The following is an 18,441-nucleotide window of genomic DNA, read 5'->3' as shown; positions in this document are numbered from 1 at the left end:
GGCGAGCGGCCCTTGGCGTGCGCCTCGTGGATCGCCGAGACCAGGAACATCTGGTAGTCCATCGCCAGGCCGAAGAGGATGCCGACGACCAGCACCGGCATGAAGCTCAGCAGCGGCCCGGGCTGCGTGACCTGGAACACGTCGGCCAGCCAGCCCCACTGGTAGATCGCCACCACCGAGCCCAGGCTCGCGCCGAGCGAGAGCAGGAAGCCGACGGTCGCCATGAGCGGCACCGCGATGGAGCGGAAGAGCATCACCAGCAGCGCCAGCGCCAGCACGACGATGAGGGCGATGTAGACCGGCAGGGCGTCGTCGAGGGCGTCGGTGACGTCGATGTCGAGGGCGGTCTGGCCGGTCACCAGGACCCGGGCGCCCTCGACGTCGTCGGTGGCCGAGCGGATGGCGCGCACGAGGTCGCTGGTGGCCTCGTCGGTGGGGCCGCTGCCGGGCACGACGGTGATGAGCTGGGTGCTGCCGTCGGCGGAGGGCACCGCGGGCGTCACGGCCACGACGTCCTCCAGGCCCTGCACCCGACCGGACACCTCACCGGCCGCGCTCGCCACCGCCGCCGGGTCGTCGCCGTCGACGACGACGAGCAGCGTGGCCTGCGAGCCGGGGCCGAAGCCCTGCACGAGCAGGTCGTAGGCCTGGCGGGAGGAGCTGGCGGGGTCGTCGTTCTCCGCCGAGGGCAGCGCGGTGCGCATCGAGGCGACGGGGAGCGCCACCGCGCCGACGACGAGCACGGCGCCCAGCAGCGCGATGACCGGGTGGCGGGTGACGGCACGGGCCCAGCGCCCGAGCAGCCCGCGGGCGGCGTCCTGCGGGGCCCCGGCGGAGTCGGCCTCGTCGCGCGTCGCGGCGGCGGCCCGCAGGCCGGCCGGGTCGCGGTGGCGCTCCCTCTTCGGCAGCACCCGCAGCCCGAGCACCCGCAGGAAGGCCGGCACGGCGGTGAGCGCCACGAGCACGGCGGTCGCCACGGTCGCGGCCGCCGCCAGGCCCATCTGCGTCAGGAACGGGATGTCCACCACGGCCAGCCCCACGAGGGCGATGACGACGGTGGTGCCGGCGAAGACGACGGCGGTGCCGGCGGTGCCGGTGGCCTTGGCGACGGCCTGCTCGACGCTCTCGCCGCGCCGCAGCTCGCTGCGGGTGCGGGCGAAGACGAACAGGGCGTAGTCGATGCCGACAGCCAGGCCGAGCATGCCGGCGAGCGCCGGGGTGGTCGTCGACAGCGAGACGACCTTTCCGAGCGCCAGGATCCCCAGGTAGCCGGCGCCCACGCCGATGCCGGCCGTCAGCAGGTTGGCGCCCGCGGCGACCAGCGAGCCGTAGGTGAGGACGAGCACGACGAAGGCGACGGCGACGCCGATGGCCTCGCTGGCGTGACCGGCGCTCGTGGTGACCAGGTCGGAGGTCGTCTCCACGCGCACGGTGCCGTCGGCGCTGCGCAGGTCGCCGTCGGTGGCGTCCGCGAAGGCGTCGGTGGTGGCCTCGTCGACGTCGCCGACGGCGCCGTCGAAGGTGACGGTGGCGGCGGCGATGCTCTGGTCGGCCGAGACCCGCGGGGACTGCGGGGCGAAGGGGTCGGTGACCGAGACCACGCCCTCGATGCCGCGCAGCTCCGCGAGCAGCCCCTGCACGGCGGCCGCGTCGGCGGGGGCCGTCAGCGTCCGCCCCTGCGGGGCCTGGAAGACCACGGTGGCGGTGGCCGCGTCGGTGCCGGTGGAGAACTCCTCCCCGATGACGTCCAGGCCCTCGCTGGCCTGGGTGCCGGGGATGGAGAAGCCGGTGTCCTCGGGGGCGGTCTGCTTCAGGCCGAGGGCCAGGGCGGCCAGGACCGCCAGCAGGAGCGCCCAGACGGCGAGCACCAGCCAGTGGCGGCGGGCGCTGAACCTGCCCAGGCGGTACAGCAGGGTGGCCATCGGGAGGCTCCTTCGACGAGGTCGCGGGGGTGCGGCGGGTCGTCGACACCGGTGGCGACGCGGAGGGCCGGCGGGCCGACGGTATCCCGCGGCCAGCCGGTCGACAACCGAACGCCCTAGCCGATCGGCAGGTTCCCGCCCAGCCGTTCGGCAAGGTGGGCGGCGGGTGCGCGGATATGCTCGGGACATGACGACGGCAGCTCGCGAGGAGCGTCCCGCGAGCGCCGGCCGGGAGCGGCTGCACGCCGCGGCCCTGCGGCTGTTCGCCGAGCACGGGGTCAGCGGGACGTCGCTGCAGATGATCGCCGACGAGGTGGGCGTCACCAAGGCGGCCGTCTACCACCACTACAAGACCAAGGACGAGCTGGTCGTGGGGGTCATCGACCCCTTCCTCGACCGGGTCGCGGGCATCGTCGAGCGGGCCCACGCGCGCCGCGGGTGGCGCGCCCAGGCGGAGGCGGCGCTCAGCGGGCTCGTCGACCTCATCGTCGACGTGCGCCGGCTGTACGTGGTGGCCGTGACCGACCCGGTGGCCGTGCACCTGCAGGAGCAGCACCCGCGGCTGCGGGTGGTCGCCGGTGAGCTGCGCGGGCTGCTCGCCGGTCCCGACGCCGACGACGAGCGCCGCATCGACGTCGCCTTCTTCCTGGCCGGCCTCGTCGGCCCGCTGGGCGACCCGCAGACCTTCCACGTGCCCGACGAGGACCTGCGCGCCCACCTGCTGGACCTCGGCCGGCGCTTCCTGCTGGGCCGGCGCCGCTGACCGGGCGCGCGGCGCTCAGGCGCCGGGCGCGACCCTGATGGCCAGGCCCTCGAGGTAGCCGGCGACGTTGGCGCGCACCTGCTCGACGTTGTCGCCGCCGAACTTCTCCAGCACCGCGTCGGCCAGCACGAGGCTGACCATCGCCTCGGCGACCACGCCCGCGGCGGGGACCGCGCACACGTCCGAGCGCTGGGCGATGGCCTGCGCGGCGCCGCCGGAGGCGGTGTCCACGGTGTCCAGGGCGCGGGGGACGGTGGAGATGGGCTTCATCGCGGCGCGCACCCGCAGCACCTCGCCGTTGGTCATCCCGCCCTCGATGCCGCCCGCGCGGTCGGTGCGCCGGCGCACGGTCATCCCCGCGGCCTGCTCGCCGCCGTCGGTGCGCTCGATCTCGTCGTGCGCGGCGGACCCGCGGCGGCGCGCGGTCTCGAAGCCGTCGCCGACCTCCACGCCCTTGATGGCCTGGATGCCCATGAGCGCCGCGGCCAGGCGGGCGTCGAGCTTGCGGTCCCAGTGCACGTACGAGCCCAGCCCCGGCGGCAGGCCGTGGACGGCGACCTCGACGACCCCGCCCAGGGTGTCGCCCTCGGCGTGCGCCTTGTCGATCTCGGCGACCATGCGGGCGCTGGTGTCCGCGTCGGCGCAGCGCACCGGGTCGGCGTCGATGGCCTCGCGCTGCCCGCGCGCCGGCACCACGCCCGGCGGGGCCTCCACGGTGCCCAGGGAGACGACGTGGGAGACGACCTCGGCGCCGACGGCCTGCGCGAGGAAGGCGCGGGCCACCTCGCCGAGCGCGACGCGGGTGGCGGTCTCGCGGGCGGAGGCGCGCTCCAGCACGGGGCGGGCGTCGTCGAAGCCGTACTTCTGCATGCCCGTCAGGTCCGCGTGCCCGGGGCGCGGGCGGGTCAGCGGCGCCGAGCGCCCGCGCGCGGGCAGCCGGCCGGGCTCGTCGTAGCGGCGGCCCTGCTCGTCGGCGGGGTCGGCGGCCATGACCTCCTGCCAGCGCGGCCACTCGGAGTTGCCGATGCGCAGCGCGACCGGCCCGCCCTGGGTGCGCCCGTGCCGGATGCCGCCGATGACCTCCAGCTCGTCCTGCTCGAAGCCCATCCGGGCGCCGCGGCCGTGGCCGAGGCGGCGGCGGGCCAGGGCGGCGCGGATCTGCGCGCTGTCGACCTCCACGCCCGCCGGGAGGCCTTCGAGGATGCCCGCCAGAGCGGGTCCGTGGGATTCGCCTGCCGTCAGCCACCGCAACACGCCCCCGATTCTGCCCCACGCCGGGGCGGGCGCCGGTGCGCGCGCGGTGCTCCGCTCAGTCCGTGAGACCGGACAGCAGCGGATCGATGCGGTAGGGGACCAGTTCGCGCATCGCCAGCGAGGTGCGGGTGCGCACGACGCCGGGGATCGACAGCAGCCCCTGCCCCACGCGGTAGAGGTCGTCGGCGTCGCGGGCCACGACGCGGCACATCAGGTCGCCGTCCCCGGTGATGCCGTGGACCTCCAGCACCTCCGGCGTCTCGCGCAGCCGGGCCAGGGTGTCGTCCTGCTGCCCCTGGTGGATCTCGATCATCACGAACGCCGACACCGAGAAGCCGAGCGCCGCGGGCGCCAGCCGCCGGGAGAAGCGGTGCAGCACGCCGTCGGACTCCAGCCGCTCCAGGTGCGCCTGCACCGTCCCGCGCGCCAGGCCCAGCTGGCGCGAGAGCCCGAGCACGGTCGCGCGGGGGTCCTCGTCCAGGGCCAGCAGGATCCGGGCATCGATGGTGTCGAGACGGCGCACGGACGACATCCTGGCGCATCCGGGGCGTGATCCGTCGGTCAATGTGCCCAGCGAGCCGTGTCCTCGCTGTGCATCCGGCGCATCAGGGCGCCGGGGGCGTCCCGACCTCGACCACCACGTCGCCGTCGACGACCTCCACGCGGTGGGTGCGCACCGGCCGGATCGCCGGCGGACCCGAGGGCTCACCGGTGCGCAGGTCGAAGGCGGAGGCGTGCCGGGGGCACTCGACGGCGCAGTCCTCGACCCAGCCGTCGGCCAGCGACTCCTCGGCGTGCGTGCACGTGTCGTCGATCGCGAACAGCTCGCCGTCGACGTTGAACACCGACACCGGCGCACCCAGCTCCGGGCGGTCCACCCGCACCACCTCACCGGGCGGCAGCTCCGCCACCGAGCACGCCACCCACCGCACACCAGCCATCGCCGCAGTCCTCCTCCTCGCGCTCGCGCGCGCCCGTGATCGCCCGGCGATCGTAGGCGCGGGCGTCCGCGCCGGCGCCCCGGCGCCCCGGCGCTCGCTACGGTTGACCCGGTGGAGACGCTCGAGCCGGTGCAGCCGCAGGACCCCGCGCAGCCGCTCGACCCCGCGCGGCCGCAGGCCCTGCCCGCCGCGCGGTGGCGCGAGCGCGAGGCCGCGCACGAGGAGCGCGCGCACGCGCTGACGGCCGCGGCCGCGCAGCGGCGCCGCGACGGGCGGGCGCACCCGGTCGAGGACTTCCTCTTCACCTACTACTCCTGGGCCCCCGGCCGGCTGCGCCGCTGGCACCCCGGCGTCGGGGTCGAGCTGCTGCTGGACGACGGCGACCCGGGCGGCGACGGGCGCGGGCGGGCCGGCTGGGCGCACTACGAGCGCACCGCAGGCGGGGTCCGCGTCGACGCCGCCTCCCTGCTCGCCCAGCGCGGGCCGACGGTGCGGCTGGCCCGGGACGTGCTGGCCGGCACCCGCGGCCGCCCCGCGCAGCTGGCCTGCTTCGGCCTGCACGAGTGGGCGATGGTCCACCGCGCCCGCCCCGAGGAGGTCCGGCACGCCGGGCTGCCGCTGCGGCTGGGGCACGCCGGCACCGACGCCGTCGTGGAGTCGCACCGCATCCGGTGCAGCCACTTCGACGCGTTCCGGTTCTTCACGCCCTCGGCCGTCGGCCTCAACGAGCTGCGGCCCACGCGCACCGCGCAGGCGGCGCAGGAGCAGCCGGGGTGCCTGCACGCGACGATGGACTGCTACCGGTGGGCGATGAAGCTGTCGCCGGCCGTGCCGGGGGAGCTGCTGCTCGACTGCTTCGAGCTCGCCCGCGACGTCCGCGTCCTGGACATGCGCGCCTCCCCGTACGACGTCAGCTCCCTGGGGTGGTCGCCGGTGGCGATCGAGACGCCGGAGGGCAAGGCCGAGTACGTGCGCGCGCAGCGGGAGTTCGCCGAGCGGGCCGATCCGCTGCGCGCCGCGCTCGTCGCGGTCTGCGACCGGCTGCTCGCCGCCTGAGCGGTGGCCCGCGCCGCCCCCGGCGGTATCCCGCTGGAGGCGCGGGCGGCGCCGACGTAGCATCGCCCCGCCGGCCGGTGGGGCCGGCGGACCGTCGGAGCGAGGAGCGGGCGCGTGCGCGACGTCGCCGCAGGGTGCGAGGTGGCCGTCCCGGCCTGCTCGGCTCCCGGCCGGACCCGCGTCCGGCGCCCCTGACTCCCGCACCACCTCCTCGCGCGCTCCCGGCTGCCCGGGTGCCCGCGCGCGCCGGTGGGGCTCGAGCGGTGCGCGGGCGCGGTGCCGTCCCCGCCCCGCCGCCGCCCGCACTGGGCCGCGGCCACCGACGAGACCGGAGCCGAACCGCCGTGCACCCCCTGACCGAGCAGCAGATCCGCGCGTCCTTCGCCAACGCCACCCGCCGGGAGGCGGCCTCGGCCGCGCTGCCCGACCTCGACGCGCTCCCCTGGGAGCGCCTGGACTACCTGGGCTGGCGCGACCGCCGCTCGCCCCAGTCCGCCTACGTGGTGCTGGAGCTGGACGGCGCCCCCGCCGGCCTGCTGCTGCGCGCCACCGCCCCGGACCCCACCCGGGTGCGCCGCACCACGCTGTGCGCCTGGTGCCAGGACGTGCGCTCCACCGACGCCGTCCTCCTCGTCGCCCGCCGCGCCGGCGCCGCCGGCCGGGCCGGCAACTCCGTGGGCACCCTGGTCTGCGAGGAGTTCACCTGCTCGCAGAACGTGCGGCGGGTGCCCACCGCCAGCGAGGTCGGCACGGACGACGAGGACGTCCGCGCGCTGTTCGTCGCCGAGCGCGTGGAGGGCCTGCGCGAGCGCTCCCGCCGCTTCGTCGAGGGCGTGGTGCGCGGGCGCTGACGCCCGCCGGGTCCCCGGCCGCCCGCGCCGGGGACCCGGTCGACGGCGCGGCGGCGGGGGCGCTTGGATCGGGCGGTGACCTCCCACGTCCTGCCGGCCGAGCGCCCCCTCCTCACCGACGTCTTCGACCCCGCGCTGCCGCCGGTGCTGACCGTCGAGCCCGGGGACACCGTCACCGTGCGCACCCTCGACGCCCGCGGGTACCTGGAGCGCCCGCGGCTGCCCGACGGCGCGGGCGAGCGCGCGTTCGCCACCAGCCGCGGGCACTGCCTGGCCGGGCCGATCGCCGTGGCCGGCGCGCGCCCCGGCGACGTGCTCGCCGTGACGCTGCGCTCGCTGCGCACCGACGGCTGGGGGTGGACGGCGACCGGCGCCCCGACCCCGCTGAACCGGCGGCTGGGCGTGCGCCGGGACGAGCTGCTGCTGTGGGAGGTGGACGACAGCGCCGGGACCGCCGTCAACCAGCTCGGCATCGAGGTCGACACCGCCCCGTTCCTCGGCGTCGTCGGCACCACCCCGGCGCAGCCGGGGGAGCACTCCACGATCCCGCCGCGGCCCGGGTGCGGCGGGAACGTCGACTGCCGCTCGCTGGTCGCGGGCAGCACCCTGTTCCTGCCGGTGCACGTGGACGGCGCGCTGCTGTGCGTCGGCGACGGGCACGCCGCCCAGGGCGACGGGGAGGTGTGCGGCACGGCGATCGAGTGCGGGATGACCACCGAGCTGCACCTGGACCTCGTCGAGGCGGCCGCGCTGCCGACCGTGCACGCCACCACCCCGCACGAGCGCATCACCTTCGGCTTCGACGCCGACCTCAACCGGGCCACCGACGCCGCCCTCGCCGACGTCGTCACCTGGATCGCCGCCGAGCTCGGCGTGGGCTTCGAGACGGCCCTGGCGCTGGCCAGCACCGCCGTCGACCTGCGCATCACCCAGGTCGTCAACGACACCTGGGGCGTGCACGCGGTGTGGCCGCACGGCGCGCTGCGCCGCCGCGGCTGAGGGCGGCCTCCGCCGCGGGCCTTCCCGGGAGCGCCCCGCGGGGGGCACCCTGGTGCCCCGCCGACCGCAGGAGGTGCGCCGTGCCGCTGCCCCGCCGCATCGCGCGGCTGAACCGCCGGGGGCTCAACCGCGTCGTCGTGCGCGCCGCGCCGGTGCTCCCGGGCTTCGGCGTGCTCGAGCACCGCGGCCGCCGCTCCGGGCGCGCCCACCGGGTGCCCGTCAACGTCTTCCACCGCGGCGGGCGGGTGCGGATCGCCCTCACCTACGGCGCGGGCAGCGACTGGGTGCGCAACGTCCTGGCCGCCGGCGGCTGCCGGCTGCTCACCCGCGGGCGCGTGCTGGAGCTCACCGCCCCGCGGGTGGTGCGCGACCCGGAGCGCGCCGGTCTGCCGGGGCCGGTGCGCGCGGTGCTCGGCCTGCTCGGGGTCGAGGAGTTCCTCGACCTCGACGTCGTGGCCGGCTGAGGCTCGCTGGGCGGCGCCTCAGCCGGTGGTCAGGACGGTCGTGCGCTGGTCGAGGCGGGGCACGTGGCGGCTGCCGAGCATGCTCGTCAGGGTGCGGTCCAGCGTCAGGGCGACCGCGCCCTCGACGGTGGCCTGGTCGCCCAGGGCGCTGGCCGCGACGTCGAATCCGCCGGCGCGCTCGGCGACGGCTCGGTGCACGGCCGCGGACATGAGCGCGTTCTGCCCGACGCCGCCGCCGAGGACGAGCAGGCCGGGGTCGAGCACCGCCGAGAGGGTCATCGCGAGGTGGGCGACGTCCCGGGCGTGCTGTTCCACGGCCCGGACGGCGACCTGGTGGCCGCGCTCGGCGTGGCGGAACAAGCCCGGGAGGCTGCGGGGAGCGGGCACCTCGGCGTCGTCCCACTGCGCGCGGCAGCGCTCGAGGAAGCTCGCCGACCCCAGGTACTGCTCGAGCTCGGTGGGGGAGGCCGGTTCGCGGGCGGGCCAGCCGACGGGGACGGCCGCGACCTCGCCGGCCGCTCCGTGCGCGCCGCGCAGCACGCGCCGGTCGGCGACGATGCCGGCTCCGACGCGGACGCCGACCTGCAGGAACACGAAGTCGTCGTGCCCGCGCGCGGCGCCGCGTTCCATCTCGGCGAGGGCGGCGCAGTTGACGTTGTTCTCCAGCAGGATCGGCACCCCCGCCGGCAGCGCGAGGGCGTCGAGGATGCCGGCGAGCGTGTGCTCCGCCCCGGCCCGCTCGGCCGTGGCGGCGGCGACGTAGTCGGGGATGATGCGCGGCAGTGCGATGCCGACCGATCGCAGGGGTCCGTACCGGGCGGGGAGGTCCTGCAGGTAGCCGGCGACCTCCTCGCGCAGCGCGTCGAGGACGTCGCCGCCGCGGCGGCGCAGCTCCCGGCGGGAGCTGCGGACGGTGCGCCCGTCCAGCGCGCGGGCGAGCAGTTGGACGCGGGTGGAGCCGACGTCCACGCCGAGCAGCCAGCCCGCGGTGGGGGCGACGGCGTAGACGGCCGCGGCCCGCCCGAGGCTGCCCTGGCGGGCGCTCACCGCGTGCACGAGGGACTCCGCCTCCAGCCGGCTCACGGCGGCGGAGACCGTCGGCTTGGACAGCCCCAGCTCGCCCCCGATCTCCGGGCGGGTGGTCTCACCGCGGGTGAGGACGACCGACAGCACGGCGCGCTCGGTCTCGGACAGGCCGACGTGGTCGCTGGTCGTCATGGGGCCTCCGCCGTTCGCATGTGCCGATCCTGCCCGGTCCGCACCCCTTGACGAGACCGGTCCTAGTAAGTCAATTTTACTTACCTGATCGACGACACCTCCGAGGGGACCGATGACGCAGCACACCTGGCTCAGCTTCGAGGACGGCATCGCCGTCCAGCGCGAGGGCCTCGAGACCTCCATCGCCACCGTCCGCGACTGGCTGGGTTCCGGCGCGGCCGACCACCTGCGCGGGCGCTCGCTGCTGCTCGCCGGCATCGGCGCCAGCCACGCGGCCGCCGCCACGCCCGCGTACGCGTTGCGCGAGAACGGCATCCGCGCCTACCGCAGCAGCTGCGCCGACGTGCCCGACGCCGGCGCCGATCTCGCCGACGTGTACGTCGGCATCTCCCAGAGCGGCCGCTCCCGGGAGACCCTGCAGGCCCTGCTCACCGTCCCGCGCGAACGCCGCGTCGCCGTCGTCAACCACGCCGGGTCGCCGTTGGAGGACCAGGCCGGCACCGTCCTCAGCGTCGGTGACCTGGACGACAGCCGCATGTCCTCCATCGGCTTCACCGCCACCGTCGCCGCGCTGGGCATGCTGGGCGACTACCTCTCCCGCGGCGCCGTCGGTCCCGGCTGGGACGACCTGGCCGCCACCGCGGAGGCCGCCGTGCGCGAGCACGACGACGTCCTGCGGGCCTTCGGCGCCCGCGTCGCCGCCGCCGGCACCGTCGACCTCGCCGCTGCCGCACCGGACCTGACGGCCGCCGAGCAGGGCGCGCTGCTGTTCCGCGAGGGCCCCTCCCTGCCGTCCACCGCGATGGACACCCGCAGCTACCTGCACGGGCCGATGGACTGCGCCGGGTCCACCACCAGCCACGTGCTGCTCGGTCGCGAGCGCGAGGCACTGCTGGCCGGGCAGCTGTCCGAGAAGGGCGTGCCCGTCCTGCTCGTCGTCGACCTGGACGCCGACGAGGTCGAGTTCGGGACCACCGCCGACACCTCCGCGGTCAGCGTCGTCCGGCTGCCCGCCCTGCCGCCCGCGCAGCGGGTCGTCGTGCAGGTCGCCCTGCTGCAGCAGCTCGTCCTGCACACCGCCCGGGCGCTGGGCCGTGACGTCGAGGACCGCGCGTTCACCCGCTACGACACCAAGGTGGACAGCGTGCAGCAGGTCCTCGCCGGCACTCCGTGAGCGTGCTCGCCGGCATCGACGTCGGGGGGTCGAAGACCGCGCTGCGCGTCGTCGACCGCGCCGGCGGCGAGGTCCGCGCCGACGTCAGCGTCGCAACCCTCGACTGGCGCGGGCGCGGCTGGGCGGACAAGGCGGCCCAGCTGGCCGCTCTGCTGCGCTCCCACGGCGCCGCCGACGCGGTGGCCGTCGGGGTCGGCGCGCACGGGTGCGACACCGGGCGCGAGTGCCGCGCCCTGCAGAGCGCCCTCGAGCAGCGCACCGGCTCGCCTGCCCGCGTCGTCAACGACGGGCAGCTCCTCGGCCTGGCCGCCGGCCACCCCGACGCGATCGGCCTCGTCTGCGGCACGGGTTCCATCGCCGTCGGGACGACGGCCACCGGAGACACCGTCCACGCCGGTGGAGCCGGCTGGCTGCTCGGCGACGACGGGGGCGCGACGGGTCTCGTACGCGAGGCCGTGCGCGCGGCCCTGGCCGCCCGGGACGCCGGGACCGGCGACCGCGTCCTCACCGCGGCCCTCCTGCGCGCCTCCGGGCGCGACAGCCTGTCGAAGCTGGGCATGGCGATGATGGTCGGCCGCCCCGAGCAGTGGGCGCGCTACGCGCCCGCGGTGTTCGAGGCCGACGCCTCCGGCTCCCCGCTCGCGCGGCGCGTGGTCTCCGCCGCCGTCGACTCCCTGGTGGCCACCGTCGTCTCCGTCGCCCGCCAGGGCGCTGTCTCCGACCGGGTCGTGGTCGGGGGCAGCGTGGCGGCCGCGCAAGGCGACTACGTCGAGGAGTTCCGCGCCCGCCTGGGCGCCGCCGCACCGCACTTGAGCGTGACCGTCCTGCACGGCCCCCCGGTCGCGGGGGCCGTGCAGCTGGCCCGGGCGGCCGCCCCCACCGGGGAACGACTGCCCTCGCTGCCCGGCTGACCCGCCCACCGACCCGCCACCGCCCCACCGACCTGCCACCGACCTGCCACCGACCTGCCACCGACCTGCCACCGACCAGGAGAACGATCCATGAAGCAGTTCCGCCGCCCGCTCGCCGTCGGCGTGTCGGCCCTCGCCCTCGTGGGAACCCTCAGCGCCTGCGGAGGGGCCTCGGAGCAGGACCAGGCCGCCGCCGCCACGGGTTCCGCCGCGCTGGAGGGCGTGGACACGCTGCCCGAGCGCGTCGACGCCATCGCCGCCACCGTCCCCGCCGAGCTGCGCGACGCGGGCAGCCTCACCGTGGGCACCGACGCGACGATGGCGCCCAAGGAGTTCCTCGACGCCGACGGCAAGACCTTCCGGGGTTTCGACGTCGACCTCAGCCACGCCATCGGCGAGGTCCTCGGCCTCGACGTCGAATTCGTCAACGCGGGGTTCGACACCCTGCTGCCGGGGGTGCAGAACGGCCGCTACGACATGGTCGCCTCCTCCGCCGCCCCCACCCTGGAGCGGGAGGCCGTCGTGGACTTCGTCAGCGTCGACCGCTCCGGGGAGACGCTGCTCGTCCGTTCCCAGGACCGCGAGCGGATCGGCTCCCTCGACGACCTGTGCGGGCTCACCGGAGCCGCCATCAAGGGGTCGCTGCCGGTCGAGGACCTCACCGAGCAGAGCGCGAAGTGCGAAGCGGGCGGGCAGGCGCCCGTCACCGTCAACTCCTACCCGGACGCCAGCGCCGTGAACCTCGCGCTCAGCAGCGGCCGTGCCGACGCCGCACTGCTGGACACCCCGACGTCCGCCTACCAGGCGGACCGGAGCGGCGGGAAGCTCATGACCACCGGCCCGATCTACCGCGCCGGCCTCGAAGGGGTGTTCATGCCCAAGGGCGGTGGCCTCGCGCAACCTGTCGCCGACGCGGTGAACCACCTCATCCAGACGGGGACGTACGCGGAGCTGCTGGAGAAGTGGGGACTGCCGGACAGCGCCGTCGAGGAGGCGTTCGTGAACCCCGCGACGAACGGGAAGGCGGAGTGAGGTGAGCAATCCCGCTGTGCACGCGGGCGCCACCGGTCCCGTCGGGGTGGAGCGCGGTGCCCCGCCCGCCGCGCTGCGGGTCCGCCGCCGGCCGCGGCCGTGGAACTGGCTGGCCGGCGCGCTGACCCTCGTCTTCGCCGCGCTGCTCGTCGCGGCACTCGTGGTGAACCCGAACTTCGAGTGGGGTGTCGTCGCGGAAAACCTCTTCTCCACCCAGATCCTCGCCGGCCTCGGCCGGACGCTGCAGCTGACGGTGCTGTCGATGCTCGTCGGCGTCGTGCTGGGGACGCTGCTGGCGGTCATGCGCGGTGCCGACAACCTCGCGGTCAGCGGCGCGGCGAGCCTGTACGTGTGGTTCTTCCGTGGAACTCCGCTGCTGGTGCAGCTGATCTTCTGGTACAACCTCTCCAGCCTGTACCCGACGTTGTCCTTCGGGATCCCCGGGACCTCCTGGCAGGTGGGGGCGTTGGCGACGAACTCGGTCATCTCGCCGTACACCGCGGCGCTGCTCGGACTGGGGCTGAACCAGGCCGCCTACACCGCGGAGATCGTGCGAGCCGGCATCCTGTCGGTGCCGCACGGCCAGCTCGACGCCGCCGCGTCGTTCGGGATGAGCCGGGCGATGACGATGCGCCGGGTGGTTCTCCCGCAGGCGATGCGCGTCATCATCCCGCCGGTGGGCAACGAGACCATCGGGATGTTGAAGACGACGTCCGTCGTCAGCGTCCTGGCGATGCCCGAACTGCTCTACAGCGCGCAGATCATCTACGCCCGTACCTACCAGATCGTCCCGCTGCTCATCGTCGCGAGCTTGTGGTACCTCGCGGTGACCTCGCTGCTCACCCTCGTGCAGGTGCGCATCGAACGCGTCTACGCGGTGCGGGGACCGTCCTCGGACGCTGGCCCCTGGAGCGCGTTCGCCCAGCGGGTCTTCCGCGTCCACGCGGCACCCGTCCCGGCGGTCGCCGACACGACCGCTCCCAGCCCGACCGGAGGTGCCCGGTGACCGACGTCCACGGACCCATGGTGGTCGCCCGCGACGTGTGGAAGTCCTACGGTTCCGCACCGGTGCTGCGCGGTCTCGACCTCGACGTGCACGCGGGGGAGGTCGTCTGCCTGCTGGGTTCCTCCGGATCCGGCAAGACGACGTTCCTGCGCTGCATCAACCACCTGGAGACCATCACCGCCGGTCGCATCAGCGTGGCCGGTGAGATCGTCGGGCACCGCGAGCACCGGGGACGGCTCGTGGAGCTGTCCGCCAAGGAGATCGCCCGGCAGCGCGCAGGCATGGCGATGGTGTTCCAGCAGTTCAACCTGTTCCCGCACCGCACGGTGCTGCAGAACGTCGTCGAGGCGCCCGTGCTGGTCAAGCGGGAACCCCGCGCCCAGGCGGAGGAGCGGGCGATCGACCTGCTGCGCCGCGTGGGTCTGGAGGGCAAGGCCCGCCAGTACCCCGGTCAGCTGTCCGGAGGGCAGCAGCAACGGGTGGCCATCGCCCGGGCCCTGGCGATGCGCCCGCGCCTCATGCTCTTCGACGAGCCGACGAGCGCGCTGGACCCCGAACTGGTCGGCGAGGTGCTTGCCGTCATGCGCGACCTCGCCCGCGAGGGGATGACGATGGTCGTGGTCACCCACGAGATGGCCTTCGCCCGCGAGGTCGCCGACCGCGTGGTCGTCATGGACGGCGGGGTCATCGTCGAGCAGGGCCCGCCGGCGGCCGTCTTCGACGACCCCCGCCACGAGCGGACCCGCGCCTTCCTGCGCCACGTCGCCAGGACCGCCTGACGCGCTCCACGACGGGACGCCCGACCGCGGCGGCGACCGCGGTCGGGCGTCCCGGTGCGCCGGACGGGGGCTCAGGCGGGGGCGACGACCGCGTCGTCGGCCTCGGTGGCGGCGTTCCAGCCCGCCTTCTCCGAGCGCCACCCCTCCTCGGTGCGCCCGCGCCGCCAGTAGCCGGAGGCGGACAGCAGCTCGCGCGGCACGCCGAGGTCGGCGCGCACCCAGCGGCGCACGGCGCGCACGCTGTCCGCCTCGCCGTGCACGAACGCGTGCGGCACGCCCGCGGGCAGGTCGAGGCCGCGCAGGAACGCCACGAGCGCCTCGGGGTCCGGCTCGGTGCGGTGCACCCAGTGCAGCGCCAGCTCGCCGGGGCAGGTGACGGGCAGCTCCTCGGCGGCGTCGGCCACCTCCACGACCGCCACGGCCCGCGCCCCCGCGGGCAGGTGCTCCAGGGAGGCGCAGATCGCCGGCAGCGCGCTGGCGTCGCCGACGAGCAGGTGCCAGTCGGCGTCGGGGGAGGGGGAGTACGCGCCGCCGGGCCCCAGGACCCACACCGCGTCGCCGGGCTGTGCGGAGGCCGCCCAGGGACCGGCGACCCCCTCGTCGCCGTGGGCGACGAAGTCGATCGTCACCTCGCCGCCGGCCGCGGAGCGCACCGTGTAGGTCCGCTGCAGCGGCCACTCCTCGCGCGGGCGGGTGTCGCGGACCACCCGGACGTCGAACTCGTCGCCGTAGTCGACGCCGGGCACGGGGAAGACGAGCTTCACGTAGGAGTCGGCGTGCTCGACGGCGAAGTCGGCCAGGTCGTCGCCGCCGAGGACGACGCGGACCATGTGCGGCGCCAGCCGCTCGGTGCGCAGGACGACCGCGCGCCGCTGGCGCCGGCCGCCGGGAGCGGGGGCCTCGCGCCGGAAGGGGTTTCGCACTGCTGGAGCCTCCGTCAGTCGATCTCGGCGCGACCCTCGCGCCAGTAGCCCATGAACGCCACGGACGTGCGCGGCACGCCGACGTCGCGCACCAGGTGGCGGCGCAGCGCCTTGACGACACCGGCCTCGCCGGCCAGCCACGCGTACAGGCACGCCGGCCCGGTGGCGACGGGGTGCTCGGGGACCTCCCAGAGGATCCCGGTGTCCAGGTCGACGTCGTCGAGGTCGACCTCGTCCAGGTCGAGGGGCGAGGAGGGCAGCTGCGCCTGCTCCACGAGCGCGGAGGCGACCTCGTGCACGCGCGCCTGCAGCAGCGCGCCGGGCACGCCGCCGCGCCGCGGCAGCCACTCGACGGTGAGGTCGGCGGGCGAGGACAGGTCGAGCAGGTCCCCGGCGTGCGGGACCTCCAGCAGCGCCGTCGCCCGCACCCCGGCGGGCAGCTGCTCCAGGATCGCCGAGACGGCCGGGACGGCGGTCTCGTCACCGGCCAGCAGCAGCGTGCGGGCCTCGGCGGGCGGTGCCCACTCCACGCCCCACATCCGGCCGGTGCCCGGGGTGCTGGGCCCCACCACGACGAGCTCGTCACCGGGGCGGGCGGCGGCCGCCCACGCCGAGGCCGGGCCGGCGTGCCCGTCCTCGACGCCGTGCAGGACGAAGTCGACGTCCATCTCGGCGCAGCGGTCCGGCGTGGCGGGCCGGAAGGCGCGCACGGTGTAGGTGCGCATGACGGGGCGGACGTCCCCGGGCAGCTCGCGCCACCAGGAGTACCAGTCGCCCGCCGGGGGGTCGTAGGCCTCCCAGGGCTGCTTGAGCAGCAGGACCTTGAAGCGCTGGTCGTGGCCGCCGACGCCGAAGGAGCCCAGCTCGGGGGAGGTCAGCGTGATGCGCGCGAAGCTGGCGCCCAGGCGCTGCGTCGCGGCGACGCGCACCCGGTGCAGCGCGTACGCGGCCCGCTGCAGCTGCACCTCGGAACCCTCGCCGTCCGGCGGCGCGGCGGTGGCCGTGCCGCTGTCCGTGATCGTGCCCGTGGACATGTCCCACCTCTCGTCGGTGAGGCCAGCCTAACCAATGGACGGGGGGTGGTCGAGACCGCGTCACCCCGCCGGTCGTCCCGCCGGTCGTCCCGCCGCCCCGCTGGCCGCCGCGCGCGCGGCGACGCAGAGTGGTCGGGTGCTGCCGATGCTCGCGACGCCCGCGGCGGCGGCCGACGTGCCCACCGACGCCGACGCCTGGGCCTACGAGGTCAAGTGGGACGGCGTGCGGGTGCTCGCCGACGTCCACGAGGGCGAGCTCGTGCTGCGCTCGTGCACCGGCCGCGACCTCGGCGCCGCCTTCCCCGAGCTCGCGGCGCTCGCCGGGGCCCACCCCGACGTCCTGCTGGACGCGGAGCTCGTCGCCCTGGAGGGCGGCGTCCCCTCCGCCGCCGCGCTCGCCGGGCGCCTGCACGCGACCGGCGCCGCCGCCGGCACCCGCGCCGCCGCCGACGCCGCCGCGCGGGCCGCCCGCTGCGCCCCGGTCACCCTCGTCGCCGTCGACGTCCTGCGCCTGTACGGCGTCGAGCTGCTCGACCGGCCCTGGCAGCAGCGGCGCGAGTCGCTGGACCGCCTGCTGCCCTCGGGCCGGGCCTGGCAGGTCTCCCCGGTCTACCCCGACGCCGCGGCGCTGCTGGTCGGCACGCTGGAGCAGGGCCTGCCGGGCGTGGTCGCCAAGCGCCGCGCCTCCGCCTACCAGCCCGGCCGGCGCAGCCCCGACTGGGTCGAGCACGCCCACCCCCGCGGCCCGGCCGGCGGCGGGGCGGGCGCGTGAGCGGGGCCGGGTAGCGTCCGCGGGTGCGCACCGACGACCCCGCCCAGCCCGACCTCGCCGAGATCTGGGCGGTGGTGCACGCCGTCTACGCGGGCTTCCTGTCCGGCGACACCACCGCCGGCGACGCCGGGATGGACCCGGAGGTGACGTTGTGGGACTCCGAGGCCGAACCCCTCGTGCGCGGTCGCGCCGGGCTGGCCGCGCTGCGCGCCGCGCGGCCGGGACCGGCCCCCGGCGCGGTCGCGGTGGTCGCGGTCGAGGCGCTCGACCCGCTGCTGGACGTCGAGGGGGACGTGGCGCTGCTGCGGCACCGGCTGCTCGTGCGCACCACCGACGGCGCCGTCGAGCACGTGCGCAACACCAGCGCCTGGCGCCGCCGCGGTGGGCGGTGGCTGATGCTGCACAACCACGAGGACGTCGTCCGGCGCGTCGGCGCCGGCTGAGGCGGGAGCACCGCGGGACCGGCGCGCGGGCTCGCCGCGGGTCCCGCGCGGGACCGGTCTCAGCGCGCGGTCCCGGCCGCCAGCAGGTGACCGCCCACCCCCAGCAGCGCGGGTTCGCGCTCGGTGCGCCGGACCAGCTCCAGCAGCCGCTTCCGGCCCACCGCGTCGTCGAGCAGTTCCGCCGGGGCCAGCCCGGCCAGGCCCTCGACGGCCACCGGCCCGTCCACGGCGAACCCGGCCTGCGCCAGCTCGGCGGCGAGCTCCTCGGGCCGGTGGAAGAAGGCGGTGGTGAACCAGCGCTCGCGCTCGCCGTCGTTGCGGTGCCGCCCGGTGGCGAGGTCCTCGTCGACGATCGCGGCGAACTCGGCGTCGGCGATCCAGCCGCGGGTGACGGCGTCGACCGCGGAGGCCCAGCGGGAGACCGCGGCGGCGACGACCACCCCGCCGGGACGCAGCACCCGGTGCGCCTCGCGCAGCGCCCGCAGGCGGTCCTCGCGCTCGGGCAGGTGGTACAGCGGCCCCAGCAGCAGCACGGCGTCGGCGCTGCCGTCGGCGAACGGCAGGTCCCGCGCGTCCCCGGGCCCGGCGGAGGCCAGCGGGTGCGCCGAGGCAGCGCCGGCCGCCCGCGCCTGCTCCACGTGCAGCGCCACCGGGTCGAGCAGGTGGACGACGTGCCCGCGCGCGGCCAGCGGCAGCGCGTGGACCCCGGCGGCACCGCCGACGTCGAGGACCGTGGAGGGCGGGGCGGGCAGCCAGCGGTGCAGCAGCTCGGTGGTGCGCCAGGCCTCCAGGCGCCCCGCGCCGGCGCTCAGCCGGTCCTGCTCGCGGCCGCGCTCGTAGTAGCGGCTGATCTCGGTCTCCACGGCCCCACGGTGCCCGCCGGGCGGGCCGGGGTCCAG

20 protein-coding genes are annotated in these 18,441 nt (G+C 76.4%); 12 read left to right on the top strand and 8 right to left on the bottom strand.

From position 1 onward, the window contains the following. A partial coding sequence (locus ACRYM2_RS10795; RefSeq protein WP_432522198.1) for an MMPL family transporter occupies positions 1-1,922 on the bottom strand: 1,922 nt, incomplete at its 3' end. 187 nt (positions 1,923-2,109) lie between these two features. Here ACRYM2_RS10795 and ACRYM2_RS10790 point away from each other — a divergent pair. Next, positions 2,110-2,685, top strand: a complete 576-nt coding sequence (locus tag ACRYM2_RS10790) for a TetR/AcrR family transcriptional regulator (RefSeq protein ID WP_432522196.1) — start codon at positions 2,110-2,112, stop codon at positions 2,683-2,685. 15 nt (positions 2,686-2,700) lie between these two features. On the opposite strand, the gene aroC is transcribed toward ACRYM2_RS10790, so the two are convergent. From aroC to ACRYM2_RS10775, 3 genes are all read right to left on the bottom strand, one after another. After that, positions 2,701-3,939 (bottom strand): chorismate synthase, encoded by a 1,239-nt coding sequence (aroC, locus tag ACRYM2_RS10785; protein ID WP_432522194.1) that lies wholly within the window; start codon positions 3,937-3,939, stop codon positions 2,701-2,703. Between the two features lie 55 nt (positions 3,940-3,994). Then, positions 3,995-4,471, bottom strand: coding sequence for an Lrp/AsnC family transcriptional regulator (locus ACRYM2_RS10780; protein WP_432522191.1), 477 nt, complete (start codon positions 4,469-4,471; stop codon positions 3,995-3,997). Positions 4,472-4,544: 73 nt separating this feature from the next. Beyond that, positions 4,545-4,880, bottom strand: a complete 336-nt coding sequence (locus ACRYM2_RS10775) for a bifunctional 3-phenylpropionate/cinnamic acid dioxygenase ferredoxin subunit (RefSeq protein WP_432522189.1) — start codon at positions 4,878-4,880, stop codon at positions 4,545-4,547. A gap of 180 nt (positions 4,881-5,060) precedes the next feature. Here ACRYM2_RS10775 and ACRYM2_RS10770 point away from each other — a divergent pair, with 180 nt between their 5' ends. The 4 genes from ACRYM2_RS10770 to ACRYM2_RS10755 all read left to right on the top strand — a co-directional run bounded on the left by ACRYM2_RS10770 (position 5,061) and on the right by ACRYM2_RS10755 (position 8,250). Beyond that, positions 5,061-5,936 (top strand): 3-methyladenine DNA glycosylase, encoded by an 876-nt coding sequence (locus ACRYM2_RS10770; protein ID WP_432522207.1) that lies wholly within the window; start codon positions 5,061-5,063, stop codon positions 5,934-5,936. Between the two features lie 344 nt (positions 5,937-6,280). After that, on the top strand, positions 6,281-6,787 hold the full coding sequence (locus ACRYM2_RS10765; RefSeq protein WP_432522187.1) for an FBP domain-containing protein: 507 nt from the start codon (positions 6,281-6,283) through the stop codon (positions 6,785-6,787). A gap of 75 nt (positions 6,788-6,862) precedes the next feature. Continuing rightward, positions 6,863-7,786 (top strand): acetamidase/formamidase family protein, encoded by a 924-nt coding sequence (locus tag ACRYM2_RS10760; RefSeq protein WP_432522185.1) that lies wholly within the window; start codon positions 6,863-6,865, stop codon positions 7,784-7,786. An 80-nt stretch (positions 7,787-7,866) separates the two neighbouring features. After that, on the top strand, positions 7,867-8,250 hold the full coding sequence (locus ACRYM2_RS10755; protein WP_432522183.1) for a nitroreductase family deazaflavin-dependent oxidoreductase: 384 nt from the start codon (positions 7,867-7,869) through the stop codon (positions 8,248-8,250). Between the two features lie 18 nt (positions 8,251-8,268). On the opposite strand, the gene ACRYM2_RS10750 is transcribed toward ACRYM2_RS10755, so the two are convergent. Further along, positions 8,269-9,468: an ROK family protein gene (locus ACRYM2_RS10750; RefSeq protein ID WP_432522181.1), complete on the bottom strand. Its 1,200-nt coding sequence runs from the start codon at positions 9,466-9,468 to the stop codon at positions 8,269-8,271. A gap of 112 nt (positions 9,469-9,580) precedes the next feature. On the opposite strand from ACRYM2_RS10750, the gene ACRYM2_RS10745 reads away from it, so the two are divergent. The 5 genes from ACRYM2_RS10745 to ACRYM2_RS10725 all read left to right on the top strand — a co-directional run bounded on the left by ACRYM2_RS10745 (position 9,581) and on the right by ACRYM2_RS10725 (position 14,370). Then, the gene (locus ACRYM2_RS10745) at positions 9,581-10,642 is read left to right on the top strand and encodes an SIS domain-containing protein (RefSeq protein ID WP_432522179.1); all 1,062 of its coding nucleotides are present in this window, start codon (positions 9,581-9,583) and stop codon (positions 10,640-10,642) included. Continuing rightward, a complete protein-coding gene (locus ACRYM2_RS10740) occupies positions 10,639-11,553 on the top strand; it encodes an N-acetylglucosamine kinase (RefSeq protein WP_432522177.1) in 915 nt (304 codons plus the stop codon). Before ACRYM2_RS10745 ends, ACRYM2_RS10740 begins: the two co-directional genes overlap by 4 nt. A 90-nt stretch (positions 11,554-11,643) precedes the next feature. Further along, a complete protein-coding gene (locus ACRYM2_RS10735) occupies positions 11,644-12,585 on the top strand; it encodes an ABC transporter substrate-binding protein (protein WP_432522174.1) in 942 nt (313 codons plus the stop codon). 1 nt (position 12,586) lies between these two features. Continuing rightward, entirely contained in the window at positions 12,587-13,591 is a 1,005-nt protein-coding gene (locus ACRYM2_RS10730; protein WP_432522172.1) for an amino acid ABC transporter permease, read from the top strand. A 17-nt stretch (positions 13,592-13,608) separates the two neighbouring features. Continuing rightward, positions 13,609-14,370 (top strand): amino acid ABC transporter ATP-binding protein, encoded by a 762-nt coding sequence (locus ACRYM2_RS10725; protein WP_432522205.1) that lies wholly within the window; start codon positions 13,609-13,611, stop codon positions 14,368-14,370. A gap of 71 nt (positions 14,371-14,441) precedes the next feature. On the opposite strand, the gene ACRYM2_RS10720 is transcribed toward ACRYM2_RS10725, so the two are convergent. Together ACRYM2_RS10720 and ACRYM2_RS10715 are read right to left on the bottom strand one after the other, a co-directional pair. Further along, entirely contained in the window at positions 14,442-15,227 is a 786-nt protein-coding gene (locus ACRYM2_RS10720) for a siderophore-interacting protein (RefSeq protein WP_432522204.1), read from the bottom strand. Between the two features lie 80 nt (positions 15,228-15,307). Continuing rightward, on the bottom strand, positions 15,308-16,327 hold the full coding sequence (locus ACRYM2_RS10715) for a siderophore-interacting protein (RefSeq protein ID WP_432522171.1): 1,020 nt from the start codon (positions 16,325-16,327) through the stop codon (positions 15,308-15,310). Positions 16,328-16,472: 145 nt separating this feature from the next. On the opposite strand from ACRYM2_RS10715, the gene ACRYM2_RS10710 reads away from it, so the two are divergent. Then, the gene (locus tag ACRYM2_RS10710) at positions 16,473-17,099 is read left to right on the top strand and encodes an ATP-dependent DNA ligase (protein ID WP_432522202.1); all 627 of its coding nucleotides are present in this window, start codon (positions 16,473-16,475) and stop codon (positions 17,097-17,099) included. Positions 17,100-17,122: 23 nt separating this feature from the next. Then, positions 17,123-17,542: a DUF4440 domain-containing protein gene (locus ACRYM2_RS10705; RefSeq protein WP_432522169.1), complete on the top strand. Its 420-nt coding sequence runs from the start codon at positions 17,123-17,125 to the stop codon at positions 17,540-17,542. Positions 17,543-17,601: 59 nt separating this feature from the next. Here ACRYM2_RS10705 and ACRYM2_RS10700 read toward each other — a convergent pair whose 3' ends face one another. Next, the gene (locus ACRYM2_RS10700) at positions 17,602-18,405 is read right to left on the bottom strand and encodes a class I SAM-dependent methyltransferase (RefSeq protein ID WP_432522167.1); all 804 of its coding nucleotides are present in this window, start codon (positions 18,403-18,405) and stop codon (positions 17,602-17,604) included. Between the last annotated feature and the right edge of the window lie 36 nt (positions 18,406-18,441).

The organism is Kineococcus aridisoli, assembly GCF_050871885.1.
Classification (GTDB): domain Bacteria; phylum Actinomycetota; class Actinomycetes; order Actinomycetales; family Kineococcaceae; genus Kineococcus.
This window is presented reverse-complemented; position numbering and strand designations above follow the sequence as displayed.

Excerpts from the sequence above, each read along its gene's own strand:
- ACRYM2_RS10790 (WP_432522196.1), top strand. The coding sequence starts at position 2,110 with ATGACGACGGCAGCTCGCGAGGAGCGTCCCGCGAGCGCCGGCCGGGAG.
- ACRYM2_RS10780 (WP_432522191.1), bottom strand. The coding sequence starts at position 4,471 with ATGTCGTCCGTGCGCCGTCTCGACACCATCGATGCCCGGATCCTGCTG.
- ACRYM2_RS10775 (WP_432522189.1), bottom strand. The coding sequence starts at position 4,880 with ATGGCTGGTGTGCGGTGGGTGGCGTGCTCGGTGGCGGAGCTGCCGCCC.
- ACRYM2_RS10750 (WP_432522181.1), bottom strand. The coding sequence starts at position 9,468 with ATGACGACCAGCGACCACGTCGGCCTGTCCGAGACCGAGCGCGCCGTG.
- ACRYM2_RS10745 (WP_432522179.1), top strand. The coding sequence starts at position 9,581 with ATGACGCAGCACACCTGGCTCAGCTTCGAGGACGGCATCGCCGTCCAG.
- ACRYM2_RS10735 (WP_432522174.1), top strand. The coding sequence starts at position 11,644 with ATGAAGCAGTTCCGCCGCCCGCTCGCCGTCGGCGTGTCGGCCCTCGCC.
- ACRYM2_RS10725 (WP_432522205.1), top strand. The coding sequence starts at position 13,609 with ATGGTGGTCGCCCGCGACGTGTGGAAGTCCTACGGTTCCGCACCGGTG.
- ACRYM2_RS10715 (WP_432522171.1), bottom strand. The coding sequence starts at position 16,327 with ATGTCCACGGGCACGATCACGGACAGCGGCACGGCCACCGCCGCGCCG.
- ACRYM2_RS10710 (WP_432522202.1), top strand. The coding sequence starts at position 16,473 with ATGCTCGCGACGCCCGCGGCGGCGGCCGACGTGCCCACCGACGCCGAC.